At 40.5% G+C, this 25,568-nt stretch carries 25 protein-coding genes; 1 reads left to right on the forward strand and 24 read right to left on the reverse strand.

What is annotated here, in order from left to right:
* Positions 1–31: 31 nt before the first annotated feature.
* From J8L98_RS20390 to mnmE, 17 genes are all read right to left on the reverse strand, one after another.
* Positions 32–169, reverse strand: coding sequence for a hypothetical protein (locus J8L98_RS20390; protein WP_210997955.1), 138 nt, complete (start codon positions 167–169; stop codon positions 32–34).
* A 1,093-nt stretch (positions 170–1,262) separates the two neighbouring features.
* On the reverse strand, positions 1,263–3,386 hold the full coding sequence (locus tag J8L98_RS20395; protein WP_210997956.1) for a winged helix-turn-helix domain-containing protein: 2,124 nt from the start codon (positions 3,384–3,386) through the stop codon (positions 1,263–1,265).
* Positions 3,387–3,607: 221 nt separating this feature from the next.
* Complete coding sequence (locus J8L98_RS20400; protein ID WP_040698348.1) at positions 3,608–4,027, reverse strand: F0F1 ATP synthase subunit epsilon; 420 nt, start codon at positions 4,025–4,027, stop codon at positions 3,608–3,610.
* Between the two features lie 11 nt (positions 4,028–4,038).
* On the reverse strand, positions 4,039–5,424 hold the full coding sequence (gene atpD, locus J8L98_RS20405) for a F0F1 ATP synthase subunit beta (protein WP_010366182.1): 1,386 nt from the start codon (positions 5,422–5,424) through the stop codon (positions 4,039–4,041).
* Positions 5,425–5,456: 32 nt separating this feature from the next.
* Positions 5,457–6,317 carry a F0F1 ATP synthase subunit gamma gene (gene atpG / locus J8L98_RS20410; protein ID WP_010366183.1) on the reverse strand — a complete coding sequence of 287 codons (861 nt, stop codon included), beginning with the start codon at positions 6,315–6,317 and terminating at the stop codon, positions 5,457–5,459.
* Positions 6,318–6,375: 58 nt separating this feature from the next.
* Entirely contained in the window at positions 6,376–7,917 is a 1,542-nt protein-coding gene (gene atpA, locus J8L98_RS20415; protein ID WP_010366186.1) for a F0F1 ATP synthase subunit alpha, read from the reverse strand.
* Positions 7,918–7,931: 14 nt separating this feature from the next.
* Positions 7,932–8,465 carry a F0F1 ATP synthase subunit delta gene (gene atpH / locus J8L98_RS20420; protein ID WP_010366188.1) on the reverse strand — a complete coding sequence of 178 codons (534 nt, stop codon included), beginning with the start codon at positions 8,463–8,465 and terminating at the stop codon, positions 7,932–7,934.
* A gap of 14 nt (positions 8,466–8,479) precedes the next feature.
* Positions 8,480–8,950 (reverse strand): F0F1 ATP synthase subunit B, encoded by a 471-nt coding sequence (gene atpF, locus J8L98_RS20425; RefSeq protein ID WP_010366190.1) that lies wholly within the window; start codon positions 8,948–8,950, stop codon positions 8,480–8,482.
* Between the two features lie 39 nt (positions 8,951–8,989).
* Complete coding sequence (gene atpE / locus J8L98_RS20430; RefSeq protein WP_004335261.1) at positions 8,990–9,223, reverse strand: F0F1 ATP synthase subunit C; 234 nt, start codon at positions 9,221–9,223, stop codon at positions 8,990–8,992.
* A 52-nt stretch (positions 9,224–9,275) separates the two neighbouring features.
* Positions 9,276–10,133: a F0F1 ATP synthase subunit A gene (atpB, locus tag J8L98_RS20435; protein ID WP_192509167.1), complete on the reverse strand. Its 858-nt coding sequence runs from the start codon at positions 10,131–10,133 to the stop codon at positions 9,276–9,278.
* Positions 10,134–10,148: 15 nt separating this feature from the next.
* On the reverse strand, positions 10,149–10,529 hold the full coding sequence (locus J8L98_RS20440) for an ATP synthase subunit I (RefSeq protein ID WP_010366214.1): 381 nt from the start codon (positions 10,527–10,529) through the stop codon (positions 10,149–10,151).
* A gap of 135 nt (positions 10,530–10,664) precedes the next feature.
* On the reverse strand, positions 10,665–11,618 hold the full coding sequence (locus J8L98_RS20445; RefSeq protein WP_210997957.1) for a ParB/RepB/Spo0J family partition protein: 954 nt from the start codon (positions 11,616–11,618) through the stop codon (positions 10,665–10,667).
* Between the two features lie 15 nt (positions 11,619–11,633).
* The gene (locus J8L98_RS20450; RefSeq protein ID WP_192509169.1) at positions 11,634–12,419 is read right to left on the reverse strand and encodes a ParA family protein; all 786 of its coding nucleotides are present in this window, start codon (positions 12,417–12,419) and stop codon (positions 11,634–11,636) included.
* 16 nt (positions 12,420–12,435) lie between these two features.
* Entirely contained in the window at positions 12,436–13,056 is a 621-nt protein-coding gene (gene rsmG / locus J8L98_RS20455) for a 16S rRNA (guanine(527)-N(7))-methyltransferase RsmG (RefSeq protein WP_210997958.1), read from the reverse strand.
* Positions 13,057–13,071: 15 nt separating this feature from the next.
* A complete protein-coding gene (mnmG, locus tag J8L98_RS20460) occupies positions 13,072–14,961 on the reverse strand; it encodes a tRNA uridine-5-carboxymethylaminomethyl(34) synthesis enzyme MnmG (RefSeq protein ID WP_210997959.1) in 1,890 nt (629 codons plus the stop codon).
* 432 nt (positions 14,962–15,393) lie between these two features.
* A complete protein-coding gene (mioC, locus tag J8L98_RS20465) occupies positions 15,394–15,840 on the reverse strand; it encodes an FMN-binding protein MioC (RefSeq protein WP_210997960.1) in 447 nt (148 codons plus the stop codon).
* A gap of 752 nt (positions 15,841–16,592) precedes the next feature.
* Positions 16,593–17,957 carry a tRNA uridine-5-carboxymethylaminomethyl(34) synthesis GTPase MnmE gene (gene mnmE, locus J8L98_RS20470; protein WP_210997961.1) on the reverse strand — a complete coding sequence of 455 codons (1,365 nt, stop codon included), beginning with the start codon at positions 17,955–17,957 and terminating at the stop codon, positions 16,593–16,595.
* Positions 17,958–18,092: 135 nt separating this feature from the next.
* Between mnmE and J8L98_RS20475 the strand changes: the two genes are divergently transcribed.
* Complete coding sequence (locus J8L98_RS20475) at positions 18,093–20,345, forward strand: winged helix-turn-helix domain-containing protein (RefSeq protein WP_210997962.1); 2,253 nt, start codon at positions 18,093–18,095, stop codon at positions 20,343–20,345.
* Here J8L98_RS20475 and J8L98_RS20480 read toward each other — a convergent pair.
* The 7 genes from J8L98_RS20480 to rpmH all read right to left on the reverse strand — a co-directional run bounded on the left by J8L98_RS20480 (position 20,321) and on the right by rpmH (position 25,407).
* On the reverse strand, positions 20,321–21,133 hold the full coding sequence (locus J8L98_RS20480) for a thioredoxin family protein (RefSeq protein WP_210997963.1): 813 nt from the start codon (positions 21,131–21,133) through the stop codon (positions 20,321–20,323). The genes J8L98_RS20475 and J8L98_RS20480 overlap by 25 nt on opposite strands.
* Positions 21,126–21,608 (reverse strand): TlpA disulfide reductase family protein, encoded by a 483-nt coding sequence (locus tag J8L98_RS20485; RefSeq protein WP_210997964.1) that lies wholly within the window; start codon positions 21,606–21,608, stop codon positions 21,126–21,128. The genes J8L98_RS20480 and J8L98_RS20485 overlap by 8 nt, the downstream gene beginning before the upstream one ends.
* Before the next feature lie 18 nt (positions 21,609–21,626).
* A complete protein-coding gene (locus J8L98_RS20490) occupies positions 21,627–22,322 on the reverse strand; it encodes a cytochrome c biogenesis protein CcdA (protein ID WP_210997965.1) in 696 nt (231 codons plus the stop codon).
* Positions 22,323–22,816: 494 nt separating this feature from the next.
* Positions 22,817–24,457, reverse strand: coding sequence for a membrane protein insertase YidC (yidC, locus tag J8L98_RS20495; protein WP_210997966.1), 1,641 nt, complete (start codon positions 24,455–24,457; stop codon positions 22,817–22,819).
* Positions 24,458–24,465: 8 nt separating this feature from the next.
* Positions 24,466–24,759, reverse strand: a complete 294-nt coding sequence (gene yidD, locus J8L98_RS20500; RefSeq protein ID WP_225738488.1) for a membrane protein insertion efficiency factor YidD — start codon at positions 24,757–24,759, stop codon at positions 24,466–24,468.
* 58 nt (positions 24,760–24,817) lie between these two features.
* Positions 24,818–25,267, reverse strand: a complete 450-nt coding sequence (gene rnpA, locus J8L98_RS20505) for a ribonuclease P protein component (RefSeq protein WP_192509179.1) — start codon at positions 25,265–25,267, stop codon at positions 24,818–24,820.
* 5 nt (positions 25,268–25,272) lie between these two features.
* Positions 25,273–25,407, reverse strand: a complete 135-nt coding sequence (gene rpmH / locus J8L98_RS20510; protein ID WP_004335215.1) for a 50S ribosomal protein L34 — start codon at positions 25,405–25,407, stop codon at positions 25,273–25,275.
* Positions 25,408–25,568: the final 161 nt, after the last annotated feature.

The following is a 25,568-nucleotide window of genomic DNA, read 5'->3' on the forward strand; positions in this document are numbered from 1 at the left end:
TTGTTATTGTTATTGGTATTGGTATTAAAATTTAGTTCGGGTTTTGTACCGTCCGTGTAATAGTGTCGGTATTCGTACCACCGGCGATACGCTGTGTTTGCTTTGCATCTAAGGTCGGTTCAATAAGTAGCTTCTTTATCTTTTTCGTTTTCAGTGTCAGTTTCATCATATTTTTATTCTCGTAATTTATATACTGCTGCTTTGTGAGTAACTACAGATTAAACAATTCCACTGTTTTTAGGTAATTATAAAACCTTATATATTACCCATAATATTTCACTCAAGTTGTTGATATGTAAACTTAAATAATAAAGTTCGCTTTTGATAATATTGAAACTTCATTTCACACCTAAAATTATTCCTATCAACTTTAAAAATTGCCCTTATTTATATGCCTTACCACAACTGCAAAGCGCTTAATAAGTTACGACTGAGCATCAACCAGTAGAAAACTCAAAACGCTTGCTAAAATAAAGCGATGTACAGCATGAAATTAACGAGTACGTATAGAGGAAAAGTGCAAACTGATGACCGTATAAGTGTAAATCAATTATCATGAGTTGCTTTTAAGCAGCGCAATGACTTTCATGCCACTCACAAAGGCTGTCACTCAGTCACAAGTCCAATGACTGTTTAATAACAAAGTAATGAAGTGTAGATTTACTCGGTGCAGTAGTAAGGGGGCAATAGTAAGTATGTCATATTCCCTGTCACATATTTTCGTTTAAAAAGGGGTGTCAGATTGACCAAACTATCTGGCAAAGAATCGTTATTTGATGCTATTTAGTATGCCAATGGGTTAGGCTTTCACACACCATATCAAGTATTACGTCATAGACCTTGCAAATAAGCATCGTATAAACTCAATAAGTCAGCACTTAAAATAGAGTTATTCAAACTCGGAGCTATTTGCAAATAGGTATTCTTCAGTTTGACTCTACAAAAAACACTAAAATAAAACACCGCAAATCTCATGCTTTGCCAACCAGTAATAAACACGCTCGACACTAAGCGAAAGCAGAGTATTGATCCAGAAACATGTAGACAAGAATTTATCGAAGGGAATGAATATAAATCGATGCTACAACAAACAAAGCACTATGTTACCTACCCGTGAGCACAACCTCCTTCTCTTAACATATTGAAAGTAAGCAGCCAAAGGTTGAAGTTTATTATAGGTGATCTCACTAGTAGGAAATGTTAAAGATACCAATAAATCAAATCGGTAATTTTTAAGTCATCTAGATACCAAAAAGGTTATTTTACTTAAGCGCTATTTTTAGTAACTGGTTCTCTGATACCGTAATAATATCCAATAGGATATTGCCATTTATCTCAGAGTATTGAACACCACCGATGACTGAACCGGGATTATATAACTCCTCTATACTCTCAGAGTCATCACGGTTGATTTTATATACCTTTTCCCCATCAGAATAATAAATATTGCCGTGACCTACGGTAATAGAATGCTTGTACTTTGCCTGAGGTAATTCATATTGCTCTATTTGCTCTCCAGAGAATACATCATAGAGCACAACTTTATCATTCGATGAGAGCGAAACCAAAGTAGACTCATCTAAATGGCCAATCCATAAAGAAGTTAAGGCTGGAACCTCTACTTTCTTTTTATCATTAATTGAATACCTAAATGTTTTGCTTTTTATTTTTTTATCACTAACAACAACAAAACCTATTTGTTCTTTGCCAAGAAACTCGGCAGAAATAACGGTGCCTTCAGTACGAATAGTATCGACTAAACGTAATGTTTTGTAATCATACAGCTCTATTTTTTCAGCGTGTTGCAACAAAAGTTGTTCCGTATCGTAATTATAACGAATTGCGCTAAGACGCCCTTTGGGGATTTGAAGTGGTTGTCGTTCATTGCTGCTTTTTTGTGTAAAGCTAATGAAGCTCTCACTGCCTCGTCGAGTTAAAAATAAGTACCCATCATCAACTTCTATTCCTGAGCGATCTTCATAATCACTTTCATCCACAATACTAACGTCATTAGTTTGCAAATTAAATTGATGGATATCTCTCAAAAAAGGATAACTGACTAGCAATAACGAATCTTTATCGAACGCTTGAAAGCTGGCATAGGTTTTATCTGTTTCTAATTCAACAATACTATGTATCTTGCGATTAAATAAATCATATTCATAGACGATATTTTCAGTATTATCTAACCAAACCAACATTCCTGATGGCTCATCATAAGTAACAGCCCATATTCGGTGCGATGTCTCAAATAATTTCTCTTGATTTCCACCATCAGGGTCTGTCACATATAACTCATTGATATCATATTGGCGTCGTTCAAATAGAATGAGCTCTTTACCTGGAATATACGATAAGAAACGGTCACCATACGAGTTGAGGTTTGGTGATGTAATTTGAAATTCATCGCCAGTCGCTAAGCTCCGATTAACCAATGCGGCTAATTCATCTCTATTTCTGTACCCTGTTTTGGAATAAATAAACCGATTATTGCCGGCACCGCCCCCCGTCATACTGTCATTTAAGTTACAATCAAATAAAAACTGATTATCTGAATTAAAGTCAGCATTCAAACGCCAGACTTGGCACTTATCTTTTGTTGTTGCGCGATAAAAAATAGCATTGGAGTCTACCGACCACCCCAGCGGAAGGTAATTAACCCCTTCCTCTCCTAGCCGCTTTTCTTGGCCGCCATTAAGCCCTTTAACCACCAATGAATAATGTTGGCTATCGTTTGGAATGAATGAAAAAGCCACCTGCTTTTTATCTGGAGATAATGTGAGTAAGGTATATCGTCCTGGTAACCAAGACAGTACACTTTCTTCGATACTTTTTTGTTGTACTTTAACATCGGTTTTAAAGCGGTATCCTTGATATGCAGCTGCCGAAAGCACGACGGTAAAAAAAGTCATAATTACCGCTTTCTTTACACTGGAAGAACCACGTTTTGATGTTGATTTTTCAAGCTCTATCGCATTATTTTGCTCTCTACCTACACTTTCTTTTTTGTTTGTTTCTTGATTTTTATCCGTGCTGGATTGATGATAAATAATAATTGGTTCAAGAAAGAAACTATACCCTTTTCGATAGTGTGTTTTTACGATAATGCCTTTTTGCCGCTCAGACTTAAGCACCTTTCTAAGTTCAGACATCGCTCTATTAATGGCATTATCATCTACATAATTTTGCTTCCAAACATCATCAACAAGATCTTGTCTGGTAATAATCTGCTCACAATTGATCGCCAGATAGCATAGTATGTTAAACAATAAAGGTTCAAGCTCTCGTTCTACTTCTCCGTCATGAATAGTTTGACGTTTTGGATCTAGACTCCACTCGCCAAATTTAACCTCTTTGACCTTCCTGGAAAAGCTAACTTCATTCATTGTTCAAAGCAATATAATTATGAGTAATCTGTTTATTCTATCGAATGGTACAGTGAACACAACTTTTTATTACAAAGTTGTTAGTGTATTAGTAACAATAATAATTTTTTAAACTGTGAAAATTGAAGGGAATAAAATATATTTATCTATTTATGTATAATGGTTGTAAACAAAAAGCCCACACCATTTGGTGTGGGCTTTTAAACCAGATAGGTTTGTACTTATTTGCGCAATTGACGGATAACGCGTAGCTGAGCAATCGCTTCAGCCAGTTGTGCCGCGGCAGCTTGGTGGTCAAGCTCTGAAGCTGCCCCTGATGCCATTTGAGTTTGCGCTTCACGCTTAGCTTCTTCAGCGGCTTGCTCATCTAGGTCTTCACCACGGATAGCAACGTCAGCAAGGACGGTTACTGTCTGTGGTTGAACTTCTAATGTGCCGCCAGCAACGTAGATGATCTCTTCGCTGCTGTCTGCTTTAACTAAACGTACCATACCAGGTTTTAGGCCAGTCAGGAGTGGGGCGTGACCTGGGTGAATACCCAACTCACCTTCACTACCTGTCACTTGAATTGTAGCGACGCTACCAGAGAATACACTCTGCTCTGCACTTACTACGTCAAGTTGTACTGTCATTGCCATAATAACCCCCTAAATTACATGTTTTTTGCTTTATCAACTGCTTCGTCGATAGAACCAACCATGTAGAAAGCTTGCTCTGGCAGATCATCATACTCACCGTTTAAGATGCCGTTGAAGCCTGCGATAGTGTCTTTCAGTGAAACGTATTTACCTGACGCACCCGTGAATACTTCAGCAACGAAGAACGGCTGAGATAGGAAACGTTGGATTTTACGTGCACGAGATACAACTTGCTTATCTTCATCAGAAAGCTCGTCCATACCTAGAATTGCAATGATGTCTTTAAGCTCTTTATAACGCTGAAGAACTGTCTGAACGCCACGTGCAGTATCATAGTGCTCTTGACCAATTACTTGTGGGTCAAGCTGACGAGATGATGAATCTAGTGGATCTACCGCTGGGTAAATACCAAGAGATGCGATATCACGTGAAAGTACAACTGTTGCATCTAAGTGAGCAAAGGTTGTAGCAGGAGATGGATCCGTCAAGTCATCCGCAGGTACGTATACCGCTTGGATTGATGTGATTGAACCAGCTTTAGTCGACGCGATACGCTCCTGAAGTACACCCATTTCTTCAGCGAGTGTAGGCTGGTAACCTACCGCTGATGGCATACGACCTAGAAGTGCTGATACTTCAGTACCTGCAAGTGTATAACGGTAAATGTTATCTACGAAGAAAAGTACGTCACGACCTTCGTCACGGAACTTCTCTGCCATAGTAAGGCCTGTCAGTGCAACACGTAAACGGTTACCTGGAGGCTCGTTCATCTGACCGTATACAAGCGATACTTTATCAAGTACGTTTGAATCGTTCATTTCATGATAGAAATCGTTACCCTCACGAGTACGCTCACCAACACCAGCGAATACAGAATAACCACTGTGCTCGATTGCGATGTTACGGATAAGTTCCATCATGTTTACGGTTTTACCTACACCGGCACCACCGAATAGTCCAACTTTACCACCTTTAGCGAACGGACATACAAGGTCGATTACCTTGATACCTGTTTCTAGTAGTTCGATTGAACTTGATTGCTCTTCATATGAAGGGGCTGCACGGTGAATTGACATACGCTCGTCTTCACCAATTGGACCTGCTTCATCGATTGGCTGACCCAATACGTCCATGATACGACCAAGGGTCTTTGTACCTACTGGAACTTTAATTGGCTCGCCTGTACCTTCTACTGCAGTGCTACGACGTAAACCGTCAGTAGTACCTAGTGCGATTGCACGAACTACGCCGCCACCTAGTTGTTGTTGAACTTCTAGAGTCAAACCAACTAAGTCGCCTTCTGTAATTTTTACTGCTTCATATACAGCTGGCACGCTATCTTGTGGGAACTCGATGTCCACAACGGCGCCGATAATTTGGACGACCTTACCTAAACTCATGTCTATTCCTCTCGTTAAACTTTGCCGAAGCGTTATACCGCAGCCGAACCACTAACAATCTCACTGATCTCTTGTGTGATTGCAGCTTGACGTGCTTTGTTATAAATCAGTTGCAGCTCATCAATTAGGTCACCAGCATTATCAGTTGCGGCTTTCATTGCAACCATACGGGCAGCCTGTTCAGAGGCAGCATTCTCAACTACACCTTGGTACACTTGTGATTCAATGAAGCGTACTAACAGAGTCTCTAAAATAGCCTCTGGGTTTGGCTCGTACAAGTAGTCCCAAGCGTGAGCTGATACTTCTTCTTCAGCTTTTGGCAAAGGTAATAACTGATCGATTACTGGCTCTTGCTTCATGGTATTTACAAAGTTGTTGTATACCACGAATAAACGGTCAATTTTTCCTTCAGCGAATGCATCAAGCATTACTTTAACAGGACCAATTACGTCCTGAATTGAAGGTGCATCTCCAAGACCCGCTTTTTTAGCGAGTAGTTGACCACCGAAGCGTTGGAAGAAACCAGCAGCTTTACCGCCTAGCGTTGCATATTCTGCATCTACGCCTTTTTCTTTCCAAGCTTGTACGTCTTGTGTCACTTTTTTGAACTCATTCGTGTTCAAACCGCCACACAGACCACGGTCAGTAGAGATAACAATATAACCAACTCGCTTCACATCACGTTCTTCTAAGAACGGATGATGGAAGTCAAGATTAGCTTGAGCAACACGACCGATCACTTTGCGTAAGTTCTCAGCATATGGACGGCTTGATGCCACACGGTCTTGCGCACGCTTCATTTTAGAAGCGGCAACCATTTCCATTGCGCTGGTGATCTTCTGAGTATTTTTAATACTCCCGATCTTGCTTTTAATCTCTTTTCCGCTGGCCATGACTCTCTCTCCGAATCAAGGTGAGTGTTAGCGATAACACCCACCATGCATAACTAAATTACCAAGTTTGCGTTGACTTGAACTTCTCAAGAAGTTCTTTCAACTGCGCTTCGATCTCGGCGTTGTAGTTACCTGTTTCATTGATTTGAGCCATTAGCTCTGCGTATGTGCTGTTTGCAAAACCAATTAGGCCTTCTTCGAAGTCACCGATTTTCGCGATTTCGATGTCTTGTAGGAAGCCTTTCTCAGCTGCAAATAGAGACAGAGACATTTCAGCAACAGACATTGGTGCGTATTGTTTCTGCTTCATTAGCTCAGTTACGCGCTCACCATGCTCAAGTTGAGCACGAGTTGCATCGTCAAGGTCAGAAGCGAACTGAGAGAACGCCGCTAGTTCACGGTATTGAGCTAGCGCTAGACGGATACCACCACCTAGTTTCTTAACGATTTTCGTTTGCGCAGCACCACCAACACGAGATACCGAGATACCAGCATTTACTGCCGGACGGATACCTGCGTTGAATAAGTCAGTTTCTAGGAAGATCTGACCATCGGTGATTGAGATAACGTTAGTAGGTACGAATGCAGAAACATCACCACCTTGAGTTTCAATGATAGGCAATGCTGTCAATGAACCTGTTTTACCTTTCACTTCACCGTTAGTGAACTTCTCTACGTAATCAGCGTTTACACGCGATGCACGCTCTAGAAGACGCGAGTGAAGGTAGAATACGTCACCTGGGTATGCTTCACGACCTGGTGGACGCTTCAATAGCAATGAGATCTGACGGTAAGCAACAGCTTGCTTAGACAGGTCATCATATACGATTAGTGCATCTTCACCGCGGTCACGGAAGTATTCACCCATAGTACAACCAGCGAATGGCGCTAGGAATTGTAGCGCTGCTGATTCTGAAGCTGATGCAACAACAACGATTGTGTTTTCAAGTGCACCATGTTCTTCAAGTTTACGTACTACGTTTGCAATCGTAGATGCTTTTTGACCAACCGCTACGTACACACACTTAACGCCTGTGCCTTTTTGGTTGATGATTGCATCGATTGCAAGTGCAGTTTTACCAGTCTGACGGTCACCGATAACCAGCTCACGCTGACCACGACCAACTGGGATCATTGCATCGATAGACTTATAACCAGTTTGTACTGGCTCGTCTACTGATTGACGCTCAATTACGCCTGGTGCAATTTTCTCAACAGGTTCAAAACCGTCGTTATCTAGTGCGCCTTTACCATCGATAGGCTGACCAAGTGTGTTTACAACACGACCAAGTAGACCACGACCAACAGGTACTTCTAGGATACGACCAGTAGATTGTACTTTTACGCCTTCTTTAAGGTCGGCGTAAGGACCCATTACTACTGCACCTACTGAGTCACGCTCAAGGTTTAGTGCGATAGCATAACGGTTGCCAGGAAGCTCGATCATCTCACCTTGCATACAGTCAGCTAGACCGTGGATGCGGATGATACCATCTGTAACAGATACAATTGTACCTTCGTTACGTGCTTCACTTACAACTTCAAACTGCTCAATACGTTGTTTGATCAGCGCAGAAATTTCTGTGGAATTAAGTTGCATGCTCATTTTCCCAATTACGATTGTAGCGAGGCCGCTAGGCGGTCAAGTTTGCCACGGACAGTTCCGTCAATAACGGTGTCACCAGCTTTGATCACAAGGCCGCTAACTACGGCTTCGTCGATGCTACAATTCAGCTTAACTTTGCGTGCGAAACGTTTTTCAAGTGCCGCGACCAATTTGTCTTGCTGTTCACCAGCAAGTTCAGTTGCCGAAATCACGTCAACGTCGATTTCTTTGTCATACTCTGCTTTAAATTCAGCAAAAATATCAGCAACTGCTGGAATGGCGGCTAAACGCTCATTTTCGGCCATCAGCTTGATAAGATTCTGACCCTGTTCGTTGAGTTGCTCAGAACACACTTTCAGTAATACATCAGTTTGTTCTGCAGCAGTTGGCATGCTTGCAAGCAAAGAAGCCACTTGCTCATCGCTGGCCACTTGGCCAGCGAAGAACAACATGTCATTCCAAGCGTCAACATTGCCTTTTTCAACAGCAAGTTCAAAAGCCGCTTTAGCGTATGGGCGAGCGATAGTAGTCAATTCAGACATGCTCATACCCTCCGTTACAGCTCAGCGACAAGTTTTTCAACGATGTCACTGTGTGCGGCTTGATTGATTTCACGCTCTAAAATCTTCTCAGCGCCAACCACTGCCAGAGTAGCAACTTGCTTACGCAGGTCCTCTGTCACACGGCTACGCTCTGATTCAACTTCAGAGTGTCCTTGAGCAATAATTTTCTCACGCTCTTGCTGACCACGAGTTGTCTCTTCGTCAACAATTAACGCTGCACGCTTTTTAGCTTGATCAATGATATCAGCCGCTTGAGTTTTTGCTTCTGTCAACTGCTCTGCAGCCTCTAGACGCACACGTTCAAGTTCTTTTTCGGCTTTATCAGAGGCAGCTAAACCATCTTCGATTTTTTTCTGGCGAGCTTCAATTGCACCATTTAGTGGTGGCCATACGAACTTCATACAAAATAATACGAAGACCGTAAACGCAATTAATTCACCGATAAGAGTGGCGTTTAAGTTCACAACCGCTCCTCCTTAAATAGTAAGCTGTTCAAAGTTAAATTAAAGTACGAACAACAATACCATCGCGATACCAACACCGATCATTGCAACAGCATCGATTAGACCAGCTAGGATGAACATCTTAACCTGTAGTGAAGGCGCAAGTTCAGGCTGACGAGCACATGCTTCAAGGAATTTACCACCCATGTTACCGAAGCCGATCGCTGTACCGATAGCACCGAAGCCGATAAGTAAAGCAACTGCGATGTACTTAAGACCTAATACTAGTTCCATTTTTTTCTCCAAAGTTTCAATTGTAAATTAAAGTTAAAATATAAAATAAAAATTAATGATTATCTGAGCTCGCCATGCTTAGGTATACGATTGTAAGCATCATAAATACGAATGCTTGCAGAACGATTACTAAGATGTGGAATACAGCCCAAATAAAGTGCAACGGTAGTTGCATTAAACCAACTGCGCCGATCAAGATGAAAATCAACTCACCAGCGTATAAGTTACCAAACAAACGAAGCGCTAACGAGAACGGCTTAGCAACCAATGCTATCGTCTCTAGTAGCAAGTTAAACGGGATCAAAAGTACTTGAACCAGTTTGTTATCTGAACTGAACGGGTGCAACGTAAGCTCTTTAATAAAGCCACCGATGCCTTTGATTTTAATTGAGTACCCGATCATCAATAAGAACACACCAATTGCAAGCGCTGCGGTCAAGTTGATATCAGTGGTTGGTACAATCTTCATGTACACATCGTGAGAGTCCATACCAAATGCGGTTTCACCAACAACACCAGCGAATGCAGGTAAGAAATCTACAGGTATTAAGTCCATTAGGTTCATTAAGAACACCCAAACAAAAATTGTTAGAGCTAATGGAGCTATAAGCTTGCTACTACCATGATAAGTGTCACGTACGTTGTCACCAACGAACTCCACGATCATTTCAATGAAACACTGAAATTTACCCGGTACACCTGTGGTAGATTTAGTAGCGGCACTACGGAAGATCCATAAAAATATCAGACCTAAACCGATTGACCATGCGAGGGTATCTACGTGCCATGTCCAGAAACCACTGTCCGCGCATGCTTTATTGAAGGCAAGACCGGCGTCGGTCGAACACATCTTGGCATTGGTCAAGTGATGCTGAATATGGCTTGATAGAGTAACTTCTTCTGCAGCCATGTTTTATCCCAAAAGTTAATGATTAAAAAAAATCGGTGCCAACCATTGCGTGAACATCACCAGTATATAACAGCAAAAAAATGGCAATGCCATGACTGAAAAATACTTAAATACCAGTGCGAACAAACACACAGTCAGCAAAAACTTTAATCCATTGCCTCGTTTTATCGAGTCAAATACTTGCTCTGCTTTACTCGCGCCCATATATCTAAAGGCGTATAAAGCGAACACTAAGCTAGGAAGTACTGAAACTAGGCCACCGGCTATTGCAGATGCCCCCGCATGCACTCCCCAAGCTATTAAAACTATTACTGCAGCGACGATTGCTACGATACCCTGAAGTAATACGCCTTTTAATGCGGCTCGTCTATACGGGCCAGCTAACGAATGAGTCACTTTTTATTAACCTTTATGACCTTAAACTTAATCAGGGTATGAAAACTGGCGAAATTATACTTATTTTTGGTGATTTTGCAACTTGAAGAGACGAATAGTGGCGCTTTTTCAGCACCACCATTGTTTATTTATTGGTCATTCAGGCGGTTGTTGCATGTCTGGATGAATGCGGCCCAAAATGCCATCGAGTTCATCTAAGCTAGTATAAGAAATCACCAGCTTGCCTTTACCTCGATTATTATAATTAATTTCCACTTTAGCACCTAGATTTTCGCCTAATTGTTGTTCTAACAATTTGACATCTGGGTCCTTTTCCTTTGTTTCTTTTTTATCCACTGGGGTTAAAATACTACGTACCAGTTTCTCTGTTTCACGGACTGTCAGGGCTTTTGCAACAGCGGTACGGGCAACCTCAGATTGCGCTTCTCCAGAGAGTGCCAATAAGCACCGAGCATGACCCATTTCGATGTCACCATGCTCCAACAAAATTTTAACATCATCATTGAGATTATTGAGACGTAGTAGATTTGTCACTGTGGTACGTGATTTACCAACCGCTTCAGCCACTTGTTGATGCGTTAATTCAAACTCTGTAAGCAAGCGATGCAATGCAACCGCTTCTTCCATCGCGTTGAGGTCTTCACGCTGAATATTCTCTATTAATGCGATAGCAACCGCAGCTTCATCAGCCACCTGTTTCAAAATACAAGGCACAACATTTAATTGTGCTAATTGCGCAGCTCGCCAACGTCGTTCACCAGCAATAATTTCATAATCCGTATCACTGATATGGCGCACAACAATAGGCTGTAATATGCCTTGTGAGCGAATTGAACCAGCCAGTTCTTCAAGCGCTTGTTCCGACATGTCTTTACGAGGTTGATATTTTCCTGGCCGTAAATATTCAATCGGCAACCGTTGCAACTCACCATCAGTATGTTCAATTTTACTGTCAATGTGCTTTTCGGTAACATCGCTTTTGACATCTTCCACGATATCAATGGCAACAGGCTCAGATGAAGGAGCCGGTTTTGCAGAGCTCAATAAAGCGTCCAAACCTCGGCCTAAACCACGTTTTTTAACCGACATGTTATTATTATCCTCTTAGGCAACCGCAGCAGATTGCTTTTCTTTTCGACGCAACATTTCCCCAGCTAACGCCAAATACGCTTTTGCACCACTTGATGCCCTATCGTAGTACATTGCTGGTGCACCAAAACTCGGCGCTTCGGCTAATCGTACATTACGTGGGATCACAGTACGATATACTTTTTCACCAAAATGCTGTTTTAATTGTTCAGAAACATCATTGGCTAAACGATTACGTGGATCATACATGGTACGTAAAATCCCCTCAATCTGTAAATTTGGATTTACTAATTTAGCTAATTGGGTAATGGTATCCATCAAGGCAGTTAACCCTTCCAATGCATAATATTCACACTGCATCGGCACAAGAATTGAATCTGCAGCGGCCATCGCATTCACCGTCAACATATTCAATGAGGGTGGACAGTCAATAAATATAAACTCATATTGATCTTGGATGGACTCCAGTGCATTTCTTAAACGCACCTCACGCGCAAATAATTCCATCAATTTAACTTCAGCAGCCGTAACATCCCCATTTGCTGCAATTAAGTGATATTCTCCAGACGTTTCTGTACTGATCACTTCAGAAATAGCTAATTCTTCAATTAACAAATCATAAATTGTGGGTACATCACTATATTTATCAACGCCACTTCCCATTGTCGCATTCCCTTGCGGGTCCAAGTCAATAAGTAGGACTTTACGTTTGGTCGCAGCCATCGATGCGGCTAAATTTACAGCCGTGGTGGTTTTGCCAACGCCACCCTTTTGGTTTGCAATTGCAATAACTTTTGCCACAGTGCCCTCAAAAAGCTCAATCTTTAGAAAGAATAATTAAATGTCGCTCAGCATCCAGTTCTGGAACTTCTAAGCTAATCTTTTGCTCAAAGTGCACACCTGTTGGCAAGCTTTCTAACTCTTGCTCAGGAAATTGACCTTTTAGCGCAATAAAGCGACCAGAATTATCAATTAAATGCTCACACCACTGCACCATATCTTGTAAAGATGCAAAAGCGCGGCTAAGCACACCATCTAATTTAACACTTGGCTGATAATCTTCAACACGAGACTGAACCGGAGTGACATTATCTAACCCAAGTGCGTGTTTTACCTGCATTAAAAAACGTACTCGTTTGCCTAAGCTATCAAGTAACACAAATTGCGTGTCAGGCAAAGCGATTGCTAATACGATACCCGGTAATCCAGGGCCCGTCCCAACATCGATATAATGTTCACCTGTTAGATGAGGTGCAACCATAAGTGAATCCATGATGTGTTTAACAACCATTTCACTCGGATTGCGTACAGAGGTTAAATTGTAAGCTTTATTCCATTTGTCTAATAATTCAACATACTGCACAAGTTGCTGTTGTTGGCGTTCAGTTAGCACAATATCCGTTTGTGCTAATAAAGAAGATAGTTGTTGATGTAACACGAGATCCCATTGCCGTTACGCTGATTTGCGCAACAGCCCTTGCTTTTTCAGATACACTAATAATAGCGAAATCGCCGCCGGGGTGATACCAGAAATACGAGAAGCTTGACCAATAGTGTCAGGTCGAGCATCAGTTAACTTTGCAACAACCTCATTTGATAAACCACTTACCTGACTATAATCAAACTCTTTTGGTAGCGATGATTCTTCATGCCGCAATTGTTTATTGATCTCATCTTGTTGACGTGCAATGTATCCAGCATATTTCGTTTGGATCTCTACTTGTTCAAGTGCTTGAATATTCATCGCATCAGATCCTAAACCTTCAATAGCCATAAGATCATGATAGTTGATCTCTGGGCGACGGATCAGATCTTCTAAACTGGCTTCACGAGTTAATGGTGTTTTAAGTAACTCATTAACTTGATCAATTGATGGGTGATCTTTATGGATCCACGTTGCTTTTAAACGTTGTGATTCTTGTTCCATAACCTCTAGTTTATCATTAAATGCAGCCCATCGTTCATCATCAACTAAGCCAAGCTCTCGGCCTTTCTCTGTTAAACGTAAATCGGCGTTATCTTCACGTAATAACAATCGGTATTCAGCACGGCTAGTAAACATACGGTACGGTTCTTTGGTACCAAGAGTCGCTAAGTCATCAATTAGAACGCCGGTATATGCTTGATCTCGACGTGGTGTCCATGCATCTTTGCCTTGCACTTGTAACGCAGCATTCATACCAGCAATAAGACCTTGTGCACCAGCCTCTTCATAACCGGTAGTCCCATTTATTTGTCCAGCGAAAAATAAGCCGCTGATAAATTTAGTTTCTAAAGATTGTTTTAAATCTCTCGGATCAAAAAAGTCATATTCAATCGCATAACCGGGCCTACAAATATGTGCACTTTCAAATCCTTTAATTGACTGTACTATTTGCAACTGCACATCGAAGGGTAAGCTGGTGGAAATGCCATTAGGATATAGTTCATAAGAAGTAAGTCCTTCGGGTTCAACAAAGATCTGATGTTTATCTTTATCTGCAAAACGCACTATTTTATCTTCAATTGAAGGACAGTATCTCGGGCCAATCCCCTCAATAACACCAGCATACATAGGAGAACGATGTAAATTATCACGGATCACATCATGCGTTTTTTCATTGGTATAAGTGATATAACAAGGGATCTGTTGTGGGTGATCTGAATGTTTACCCATAAATGAAAAAGTGGGTGTGGGCGTATCGCCAGGCTGTGTTTGCATCACAGAGAAATCAACTGTTCTGGCGTCAATACGCGGTGGTGTACCGGTTTTTAATCTATCAACACGAAATGGAAGTTCACGCAAACGCTCAGCAAGTGCAATTGAAGGCGGATCGCCAGCTCTTCCCCCTTTGAAATTTTCCATGCCAATGTGAATTTGTCCACCCAAGAATGTTCCTACTGTCAGTACTACAGAATTAGCACTAAAACGTAACCCCATTTGAGTTACAACCCCTTTTACTTGGTCTTGCTCAACAATTAAATCATCACAAGATTGTTGAAAGATTTTCAGGTTCTCTTGATTTTGTAAAATACTTTGAATTTCAGCTTTGTATAAAACACGATCTGCTTGTGCTCGTGTTGCTCTAACCGCTGGACCTTTCGAAGAGTTGAGTGTTCTAAATTGAATGCCACCTTTGTCTATGGCTTTTGCCATTGCACCACCAAGCGCGTCAATTTCTTTAACTAAATGTCCTTTGCCGATGCCACCAATTGCGGGATTACATGACATCTGACCCAGAGTATCCATATTGTGTGTTAACAATAAAGTGTTCATACCCATTCTAGCAGCAGCAAGCGCAGCTTCAGTACCTGCGTGTCCGCCACCAACTACAATAACGTCAAAATGTTCATGATAAATCATTTACGGGATCCTACTTAAAAATTACCGGTTAGATTTTGAAAGGATGCGTATTCTACCTAGAAATACTCAGAAGTGAAATGACTAAATAGTAACCAACAAGAAAAAACCCAAAAAGAGATCTTTTAATATAAATAAGATCTTTTTAAAGATCTTTATTAGATCTTATTACTACTGAACTCAATATCTGTGAGTAAGGTTTAATATCTATTTAATAGCAATAACTTAGATCAGATCAATTGATGTGAATAGGATCGGATCAAGCATCTAATAAGCTCTGATCAAAACAACGATTTATACACAGGGTCAGATCAACTTATAATTATCCCAAGGATAACTATGGCTAGATCAGCAGGTAGATCAAAGGTTATCCACAATACGATCTAAAAAAAAGCAAAAATGTGAATAACATCTGTGTAAAAGATCTGTTGGTGCCTATGAATATACCGTAAGCCTATCACTGAATCGTGGTAGCCAAGCCAGCGCAGTGTCTTCTGGTAGAGATTCATCGAGTATATTGATCTCTAAAGTCGGCAATATTTCACTCGCTCCTTTATTAATCAATAGTTTAGCGATGTTTTTAGCTGCATAATTGTAAGTGTCATAGCTTGTATCACCAATGCCGATAACAGCAAACTGAATACCATCCAAATTATCTTGTTGATTTATTTGATCAATAAAAGGCAATAAGTTTTCCGGGTAGTCACCCGCACCGTAAGTTGACGTAACGACCAGCCATACATTATATCCACACTGAGTGAGGTCCGGTTGTTCTTGTAAATTTACAGTAAACCCTTGATTATCTAAGTCTTCTTTTATTTGATCTGCAACATATTCAGCTGATCCCATTTGACTACCTACGACGATCTCTATTTGTGGCATTGTAATTGATCAAGTCTTTTTAATGCCGTCATAATATCGTGCCTGTGGAAGAAGTAAAGAGGAGGGGAGTTTGATTGGATAAAAAATGACGTGTGTTTATTGTTCAAAATGAATTTTTTCACTTTATGTTATTGAATTTTAAGTTGTAAATAAAATATTCCACACGTTTATTAAGTGAAATTTATGTGGATAAACTGAGAATATCTTTTCGATAAGTTTTATTCAATGAATGCATTATATGATGATTTTGACTAAATTAGGGTTGAATGAGGATGATTTTCATGATGTGGACAAATTGAATGTGTATAACGATCAAGTCTTTGATTTAGATCTGTTTTTTTAGATCTATTAAGTTAGATCTATATATTAAAAAAGTCTAAAAATATTTAAATTAGATCGGAGCTGTTATTTGAACGGTTAGATTTTGACTGATTTGCTAGCTATTTGAACTAATGGTTTGGCATGAGCTGTGGAATTGAGTAGTCAGCGGGGTTGTCTGTGTTGGAATTGTTTACAAATTATAAAATAGGTATGCTTATATTCGGATCAAAATCTATTTTCTGTCTTTAATCTATTGTTACTTATGATGTTATGTCCGATAAATAACGCTCGATTTTTAGCCTGTGATATTTCTCACTAGTATGGTAAATATACTAAACGATGAGTTATTAGAATACCTATGGGTATAGAAAAGCCTTAATTAAAACCTTAAAGAGGCTAGATCTTTTAAGGTTTTAATTGCGGTGTACGTATTATTTTCCGATACAAAATGAGCTGAAGATCTTACCTAGTAAGTCGTCTGAGGTGAATTCACCGGTGATTTCGTTTAAATATTGCTGAGTCAGACGCAGTTCTTCAGCAAGAATTTCGCCTGCTATGTGCATTTCTAACTGCGTTTTACCTATATCTAGGTGTTCTGCTGAGCGTTCTAACGCATCTAAGTGCCGACGGCGTGCCATAAAGCCACCTTCTGTAGCTCCCTGGAAGCCAATACAGGCTTTTAAGTGATCGCGTAGCAAATCGATACCGTCAGTATTTTTTGCACTTAAACGTAATACCGGGTAGTTATCTTGCTGACACATACCGACCGCTTCTTGCGATAAATCTATTTTATTGCGAACGACGGTGACTGCCATACCTTGAGGGAGACGCGCCATAAATTCAGGCCAAATTTGCATAGGATCAGTGTGAACGGTGTCGGTTCCATCGACCATAAACAATACATGGTCGGCTTGGATTATTTCATCCCAGGCACGTTCAATACCAATTTGCTCTACTTTATCAGGGCTATCACGCAGTCCTGCGGTATCAATTATGTGCAGTGGCATACCATCTATATGAATATGCTCACGCAGTACGTCTCGGGTGGTACCCGCAATGTCTGTCACGATAGCGGCTTCGCGGCCAGCTAATGCATTAAGTAAGCTAGATTTACCTGCGTTTGGGCGACCTGCGATCACGACACGCATACCTTCGCGCATGATGCTGCCTTGCTTTGCTTGTTTACGGACTTCATTAAGTTGTTCGATGATTGCGTTTAAATCACCACTCACTTTTCCATCAGATAAAAAGTCGATTTCTTCATCTGGAAAGTCGATAGCCGCTTCAACATACATACGTAAATGGATAACTTTCTCCACCAGCGTATTAATATGATTAGAGAAATCGCCTTGTAAAGAGTGAAGGGCACTTTTTGCTGCTTGTTCACTAGTGGCATTAATTAGATCAGCAATCGCTTCTGCTTGTGTTAAGTCCATTTTGTCGTTTAAGAATGCGCGTTCTGAAAACTCACCGGGCTGCGCTAAGCGCACGCCAGATATTTGGCAAATTTCTTTGAGTAGCATATCAATGACAACAGGGCCACCATGGCCTTGTAGTTCTAAAACATCTTCGCCAGTAAAAGAATTAGGGCCCGCAAAATAGAGTGCGATCCCTTGATCTAATTGTTCACCTTTTAAGGTATTGAAAGGTAAATATTCGGCATAGCGCGTTTTTGGGCATTTTCCAGTAATATGCTGCGCAACGTCAGAAGCTAATGCACCTGATATGCGGATAATACCTACGCCGCCGCGTCCTGGTGCAGTCGCTTGAGCAACGATGGTGTCTTGTGTATTCATAAGGCCGTTAATGAAGCGTTTATATTACTTTTAATTGTACAGCAAAGGGGCAAACTGGGCTATTAACAACCATGACATATTGCATTCGCTTTTGTATATTAGGGGCACTAGCGTATATAGGGAATATAAGAAAACGTGTATCAATTTAAACAGTTTACATTTGAACCTGTTTTAGAGCAGTTGCATGTTGATGAGCAGATCGTAACTCTACGACCTAAAGTCGCACAATTACTCTTATTATTTTTAGATCAGCCTGGTAAATTATTGAGCCGAGAGGAGATACTTTCACAGCTATGGCTTCATAGTGAATATCGTGATGCAGCTTTAACGCAGAGTATCCAGGAGTTACGAAAACACCTTGGTGATAACGCCCAGAACCCGCGCTTTATTAAAACTTACCCGCAGAAAGGATATATTTGGATCAGTCCGGTACATAGAAAGTATAAAATAGCTCGATTCTTAAATAGGATTAACTTTTTTCGATCGAACTTTGTCTCTATCATGATGTTGTTTATTACGATGATCGGGGTTGTATTATCGCTTTCTCTACCAAATTTCTTTGTTAAAAAGCAGCAACAAGGTGCTCATGTAACGGTATCATTACCGACACTTATTGTGATGGATATCGAGAATTTAACAGGGAAGGTTGAATTTGATTGGTGGGGCTTTACGCTGCAGCAACAATTAAAAAAGGGTGCAGGGCATGCTTTTAGTATTGGGAATGAAGCCACATTCATTGATCAACAAAACGATACACACAAGCCAGACAAAACAACCGTATTTTCAGCGTCTTTAACCCAGCAACAGCAGCGATATGTATTGAATTATCAAATAACACGTAATAATCAAGTACCGGTATACGGTCAGCTATTCAGTGAGAATCTGACTGCACCGCTAGATAGTATGGTCACTAAGTTGGTGCAACAATTAAATGGTGTCGTACAGCCGGTATCAACAGAAGTTGTTTCAGCAAATCATGATTCAAGGATCAGCTATTTAAGTGGGTTACATGCGTTAACTCATTATGGTATCTCCGCGGCAAGCCCCTTTTTTCAGGCCGCTTTATTACATGATGATGATAATCAAGCTGCACGGTTAGAACTTGCCAATTTACTATGGAAAACGGGGCAATATTCTTTAGCACAGCATTATTTTGATGGCATTGATTTGGATGAAAGTGATGAGTTTTTAACGGTTCGATATCACCTTTATTATGGCCAATTTTTATTACATGAAGGCCGCTTTGATTCTGTAGAGGTATCATTAGCAAAAAGTATGCAGTTTGCCAACGAATTAAAGCATCGCAGTTTACTTGGTCAAGTGTACCAATTAGAAGCTGATTTGGCTTGGCTGAAGTTTGATTGGCCTCGCCACCATCGAGCGGTGCAAAATATGAAATTAATAAATGGGGGACTGTCGGTGAGTTTATTGGAATCTCAACGTGCATTTTATATTGCAAACCCCCCTGAAGCAGGTCTGGAACAAAACACCGAATTAGACATTGAAGATAATTTAAAGGTGATAAATCGCGCGATTCATTATTATCAACAACAAAAGCAACTCGCCCCGTTAATGAAAAGCTACTTTGCATTAGGGCAAAATTATCAAGCACCGTTAGAGCTGAGAAAAGAAGCGTTATACAAGAGTTTGAATATGGCTAAAACCCAAGGCAATGTGTATTTACAGCAACAAATACTACTCTATTTGGGATTTTTTCATATTCAGTTACACGAGGGGAATGCTGCATTGACGACCCTTTGGAAGTTAGAAAGTATGAATGCTCTCTCAGCTAATATTGCAATACAAGCTGAGTTTTTAATATCGATGGCGTACATGGATAATGTGTTACGAGCAGATATATTTGATAAAACATCTTTTATTAATGCAAAGCGAGGGTTTGAAAAGTTAATTTCGGATAATAAAAGTGGCCATATTACTCAGGCGAATGCGCAATTGTTGCTAGCTTGGTTATTAGTTCATCAACAAGACTATACCGCTGCTATGTCATTAACGGATCAGGCAATTACGACGTATAAAGCGTATAAGTTTGTCGATAGCCTAGCGTATGCACACTACACTAAAATGTATATTTTGCTTCAGCAAGAACAGTTTGAGCACTCACTGTCATTTGCTACGGAAAAACCAAAACATAAATTAACGGCTATTTATAAAAGTGCGGCGCAGTGGCAATTAGGCCATTTTGATCGTGCTATCAAATCTATGACTGAAACTAAAGTGCGTTTTCATTTACAGTGGCAAAGTACGGATCAAAATCTATTACACCATTTTATAGAAGCAAGAAATGAGGGAGTTAAATTGGATTCGCTCCCTCAATTATTGCCACCACCTTACAGTGTGTATTGTCAATCTGAATGGGTGTTTGAGTAGTGGGGTGTATGCAGCAAAGTTTTACTTGGTGGTGTATTGCCTCGATACATCACGCTTCCTTGGTTATTAAGTAATACCCAATAGGGCAGTTCAGAGACTGAGAATTGCCTAAAAAGCACATTATGTTTATCAAATATCACTGGGTGAGTGATGTAAAATTGTTGCTTATAAGTATGTGCATCTGCAATAGAGACGTAAAAAGGCTTAATGATAGTGAGCTTTTCTATTTTGCTGTTTAAATCAAGGTGGTTATGCGCTTTAATCTTTTCTACACAATCGGGTAAGTGGTGTTTAGGGCAAAGCGCATCACTAAAAAATAATAATCGAGTAGGGTGCTTGTCGGACTGATTAAAATCAAAATGGCTATTTTGCAAGCTAGTTAATCGCAATTGCTCTGCAGTGATAACTAGGTGCTCTTTGTTTGGTAAACTAACGAGTGTATTTGGTGTATATGTATTAACGACTTTCCCCTGTTTTAAGCTAATCACTGTTGGTGTTTTTTGTACCGAAAAGTGTTTTGCTAAGCGGTTGTTTTTGTCTATTTTGAGCGTCTTAAATTGTGGGTATGCTTGTATGAAACGTGCCAGGTCAACGGTATTTACGTTCATGTCTATTTGAAAATAACGACGTGGAAGGTGTGATTTTGGAAGGTTGCTTAATGCGGCATATTCACTCCATATATCAATAAAGACGACTTCTTCATGGGCCATTGCCGTTTGAGCTTCAGTGATTTTTATATTACAGATCATCAATATGTTAAAAAGGAACCATAGTAGGGGTTTATTCATGATGTTGTCCTTGTGTCGTTAAGTCGAGGAGTTTGGCTTTGAGCTCATCTGTTAATAGTGCGCTGCGATGGATGATGTTCCCTTGTTTATCAATAATGATATGAGTCGGTGTGCCTGTAATTTTAAATCGCTCCACGAGTGAGCCATCATCAAATACGGTGGGAAAGGTATAGTTATATTGAGATAGAAAGCGACTGACCAATTGAGGTGATTGATTTAAACCCACGTTAATCGAGACAACCTGTGTCTGTTCCCGCTTTGTATTGGCTGTTTTTTGTAAGTGGGGCATCTCTTCTATACAGTAGCGACACCAAGTGGCCCAAAACTTTAGGTAAGTAATTTTGTTTTGAGTGTGAATTGTCTTCCCCTGTATTGTGTTTAAAACGAGTGGTTTGATGAGTTGTGATGCATAACAGGCATTGTGTGTTAGACCTATTAAAAGTAGTGAGTATATGACTGCGTGATATCGTTTCATGATGTTTCCGTTATTGTATTAAAAGAATAGCGCTTGTCCGGCGCGTATTAAGTAGTACTGCGCCATGAATAGCATCAGTAGTGCAAAAATAGTGGGTGGGAGCGTTAACCAACGTCCGGACTTGGGAAGAACATTGAATAAATGACTAAATACGCCCAGTACAAATAGCAAAGCGCTCATCCCTAATGCAAAGCAAAAAAGCAGAGCAGCACCAAAGCCACTCTGTTGTTGCTCTGCGACAAAAAGTAATAAGCCTGCCAGTATAGGAGAGGTACAAGGGGCTGCGACTAATCCACTGGCCGCACCCATGAAAAAAGGCTTTTGACTCGATATGGAGACGTTTGAAAGTAAGTTTGGAAGTGCTAACCAACCTTTGAGAATAGCAGCAAAATAGAGAAGTAAATTAGCAAAACCAATTTGAACCCATGGATCACTGGCGACAGATCCAAACATTTTACCGGACAGAGCAGCTAACCAACCTAACGAGGCATAGACTAATGCAAAACCTAAGCAGTAGTACGCGGCTCTGCGTTTTTTGTACTGCTGTTCGGAATTTCTAGGTGCTAATGAAGCAATTGTGATGGGGAGTAGAGGGTAAATGCAAGGGGATAAACTGGCTAATACGCCACTAAAAAAAGCACCCAGAAGTAACCACCAGCTTAATTGCAGTACATTAAGTTGGCTTAATAGCAATGTTTCTAATTCAACAACCATGACAAACTCTATGAAATCTTGAAAGTGTCGATGAGTATTTTATAAGGTCTCAGTAAAGCCTATCAAATAGACATAAAATAGAGATAAAAAAACATTAAATAATTGATATATATAAATATAAACTCAAAAAAGTGAATGAAAGGCGAGGGGGATTAGCCGTTGAATATGGGAAATGAAGATAAGCGCTATCGCATACTGTTCAGCAGTTACGTATTCATTGCATTACACGAGAAACCTCTGTTTGTGCTGAACTAATAATCGTATTTTATGGGGTAATAATTTGAAGGGTTATTACTTAACCTGAGCATAAAGGTAACTCGGCTTTAGTTCTTATACAGATCTCAGGTTACTTATATTTAAGTGGCGTAGTACATAAATGGGGGGTTGTATAAATAAGAGGGGTAAAGCATCTATGCTAGCGGGGGGAAATAATTGAAAACGCCTGCAAGTTAGCAGGCGTTTGATCGATAACAAAAAGCTGTTTTACAATGGCTTTATCTTACCTTTAATCCTTTCTTTTCCATCCCGCGGTAGATGATAAGCATCTGTGCAATGGTGATCAGGTTCGATACCAACCAGTATAAAACGAGGCCTGATGGGAAAGGGAAGATTAAGAAGAATATCGTAAATACCACAGGCATGTACGTCATCATCTTTTGCTGCATTGGGTCAGTTACGGTCATTGGTTGCAGCTTTTGCGTTAAAAACATACTCGCACCAAATAAAATTGGTAACACATAGTATGGATCTGCCGCAGATAAATCGGTTAGCCACAAAATGAATTCTGCGTGACGTAACTCTGTCGATTCTAAGAATACATAGAACAAGGCTAAGAAAATTGGCATTTGTAGTAATAGAGGTAAACAGCCACCCATCGGGTTAACTTTCTCTTTGCGATATAGTTCCATCGTTGCTTGACCAAACTTTTGGCGGTCATCACCGTAGCGCTCTTTTAATGCTTGCATTTTTGGTTGTAGCATACGCATTTTAGCCATTGACGTATATTGTGCTTTAGTCAGTGGGTAAAGTGCCGATTTTACTAAAATAGTGATAGCAATAATGGCTAAACCCCAGTTGCCAATGAAGCCATATAGGATTTTAAGCAATACGAATAGAGGCTGAGAAATAAACCATAGCCAACCATAGTCTACCGTTAAGTCTAAGTCTGTGTGGATAGTTTCTAGTGCATCCCCATCTTTAGGCCCCATGTAGTAAGTGGCGGAAAGGTTAACTGTACTATTCGCTTGTACATTCACCGGCTCGCCTTTTAACCCCATAATACCTTGGCCATTACGCACTGCGGTATAAATGGTGTTATTTGACTCTTGCATTGGTACCCATGCACTTACAAAGTAGTGCTGAATAAATGCGACATAGCCACCTAACGTATTCTTGTTAAGATTCGCTTCAATCATGTCATCAAAGCTGTATTTTTCATAGGGCTCTTCAGCTGTACCGTATGCCGTACCAAGGTAGGTTTGATCAACCATGCTGCCTTTGGCCTGAATTGTACGTTTAACCTGAGTATACAATTGCACTTGTATAGGATCTGCTGTTGCGTTGTTAACGCTATATTCAAGGTTTACATCGTATTTACCAGCTTTAAATACATACGTTTTGGTAAACTCAACACCTTTGGCATCAACAAAAGTTAAAGGCACACGCAACTCATCACCATTCAATTGGTATTGCGTATTAGAACTTGTATATACAGGACGACCATCTTGTGATGCATCAGGCCCATTTAAGCCAATTAAGCCACTTTGCGAGATATATTGCTTACCTTCAAACTCACCTAGTAGTAAGTAAGGGTCTTCACTACCATGCGTTTCAGCATGCTTTAGAAGTTTAGCTTCAACAATGTCGCCCCCTTTGGTATCAATTTGTACCGCTAAAACGTCAGTTGTTACTGTGATCACTGAACGAATTGCTCTAGTCGCGGCTACAGGCACGTCGCCTTGGCTTGATACAGGTACATCATTTTGTGATGCAGCCGATGATACATTTGGGGTAGTTACTTGTGTTGTGGCACTGGTATCGATTTTTGGTTGGTTGTAGTCATTATTCCACTCTTGGAATAATAAATACGACACAAGCAATAAACCGATAAATAAAAACGTGCGTTGTGATTCCATAACAGCTCTTATTTCTCGTGTTGATGTTTAACTTGGGTTGATTTCTCAGGTACGGGGTCATCCCCGCCTGCACTTAAAGGGTGACATTTTAATATGCGTTTGACCGCGAACCAACTCCCTTTTAACAAACCATGACAATTAATTGCTTGTATGGCATAGCTAGAGCAAGTTGGATTAAAACGACAATGTGGACCTAACATAGGACTAATAAAGTGTTGGTAACCTTTAATCAATAGAATAAAGATACGCTTCGGGGCATCAAGTAATATGGTGAACCAAGGCTTTAGCACTTTAATTATCATTGCCATACTATTAATGTTCAAAAGGTGAGCTAAAGATACCCTAAATCAAGGGCTAAAGCTACGAACGGGGTGTATTATCGCGCTTTTGCGGCGAGTTTGCTTTTTTTACATTCTTTGCTGGGCGCTTTTTAAACGGTTTAGGCTTTGGTGCTCCCGGTTTACAACGTTCATTGAGTTTTCGCCACATTTTATTAAGTTGTTGCGTTAACTCGGCATTACTTTGTTCATCCACACCGCTTTTAACCATTAATACAATATCAATGTTATCAAGTTTATGCTGATTTAAACGAAAACTTTCGCGAGCAAGCCGTTTGATGCGGTTGCGTTGGCAAGCCAGTTTACAGCGTTTTTTAGCAACAGTAAGCCCTAAACGAGGACGTCCAATATCATTAGGTTTTGCTAGAAGAGTAAAATAAGGTGTCGCTGCGCGAGCAGGTTCTTGAAATATTCGAGAGTAATGCGAGGGAGTTAACAGACGTAACTCCCTGCCAAAGCTAAAGCTTTCCACTTATATTAAGCAGAAAGTACTTTACGGCCTTTAGCACGACGACGTGCTAGTACTTTACGGCCATTTACAGTTGCCATGCGAGCACGGAAACCGTGAGCACGTTTGCGTTTTAAAACGCTAGGTTGAAAAGTTCTTTTCATAACAATTCCGTCCGATCGGTTAAGTTAAAACATCCTATGCAGGTCGCGATCCTGGCACAGGTGCCATTGCGAGCGCGAAATAGTAATGCCCATAGCCTCGAAAGTCAATAACTATCTCTGGCGCTGGTGGTTTTTTAACTAATACTATGTAGGTCTCTACG

The sequence above is a fragment of the Pseudoalteromonas sp. MMG013 genome (assembly GCF_018100885.1).
GTDB classification, from domain to species: domain Bacteria; phylum Pseudomonadota; class Gammaproteobacteria; order Enterobacterales; family Alteromonadaceae; genus Pseudoalteromonas; species Pseudoalteromonas aurantia.

Excerpts from the sequence above, each read along its gene's own strand:
- J8L98_RS20390 (WP_210997955.1), bottom strand. The coding sequence starts at position 169 with ATGATGAAACTGACACTGAAAACGAAAAAGATAAAGAAGCTACTTATT.
- J8L98_RS20395 (WP_210997956.1), bottom strand. The coding sequence starts at position 3,386 with ATGAATGAAGTTAGCTTTTCCAGGAAGGTCAAAGAGGTTAAATTTGGC.
- atpD (WP_010366182.1), bottom strand. The coding sequence starts at position 5,424 with ATGAGTTTAGGTAAGGTCGTCCAAATTATCGGCGCCGTTGTGGACATC.
- atpG (WP_010366183.1), bottom strand. The coding sequence starts at position 6,317 with ATGGCCAGCGGAAAAGAGATTAAAAGCAAGATCGGGAGTATTAAAAAT.
- atpA (WP_010366186.1), bottom strand. The coding sequence starts at position 7,917 with ATGCAACTTAATTCCACAGAAATTTCTGCGCTGATCAAACAACGTATT.
- atpH (WP_010366188.1), bottom strand. The coding sequence starts at position 8,465 with ATGTCTGAATTGACTACTATCGCTCGCCCATACGCTAAAGCGGCTTTT.
- atpE (WP_004335261.1), bottom strand. The coding sequence starts at position 9,223 with ATGGAACTAGTATTAGGTCTTAAGTACATCGCAGTTGCTTTACTTATC.
- atpB (WP_192509167.1), bottom strand. The coding sequence starts at position 10,133 with ATGGCTGCAGAAGAAGTTACTCTATCAAGCCATATTCAGCATCACTTG.
- J8L98_RS20445 (WP_210997957.1), bottom strand. The coding sequence starts at position 11,618 with ATGTCGGTTAAAAAACGTGGTTTAGGCCGAGGTTTGGACGCTTTATTG.
- mnmG (WP_210997959.1), bottom strand. The coding sequence starts at position 14,961 with ATGATTTATCATGAACATTTTGACGTTATTGTAGTTGGTGGCGGACAC.
- mioC (WP_210997960.1), bottom strand. The coding sequence starts at position 15,840 with ATGCCACAAATAGAGATCGTCGTAGGTAGTCAAATGGGATCAGCTGAA.
- mnmE (WP_210997961.1), bottom strand. The coding sequence starts at position 17,957 with ATGAATACACAAGACACCATCGTTGCTCAAGCGACTGCACCAGGACGC.
- J8L98_RS20480 (WP_210997963.1), bottom strand. The coding sequence starts at position 21,133 with ATGAATAAACCCCTACTATGGTTCCTTTTTAACATATTGATGATCTGT.
- J8L98_RS20485 (WP_210997964.1), bottom strand. The coding sequence starts at position 21,608 with ATGAAACGATATCACGCAGTCATATACTCACTACTTTTAATAGGTCTA.
- J8L98_RS20490 (WP_210997965.1), bottom strand. The coding sequence starts at position 22,322 with ATGGTTGTTGAATTAGAAACATTGCTATTAAGCCAACTTAATGTACTG.
- yidC (WP_210997966.1), bottom strand. The coding sequence starts at position 24,457 with ATGGAATCACAACGCACGTTTTTATTTATCGGTTTATTGCTTGTGTCG.
- yidD (WP_225738488.1), bottom strand. The coding sequence starts at position 24,759 with ATGATAATTAAAGTGCTAAAGCCTTGGTTCACCATATTACTTGATGCC.
- rpmH (WP_004335215.1), bottom strand. The coding sequence starts at position 25,407 with ATGAAAAGAACTTTTCAACCTAGCGTTTTAAAACGCAAACGTGCTCAC.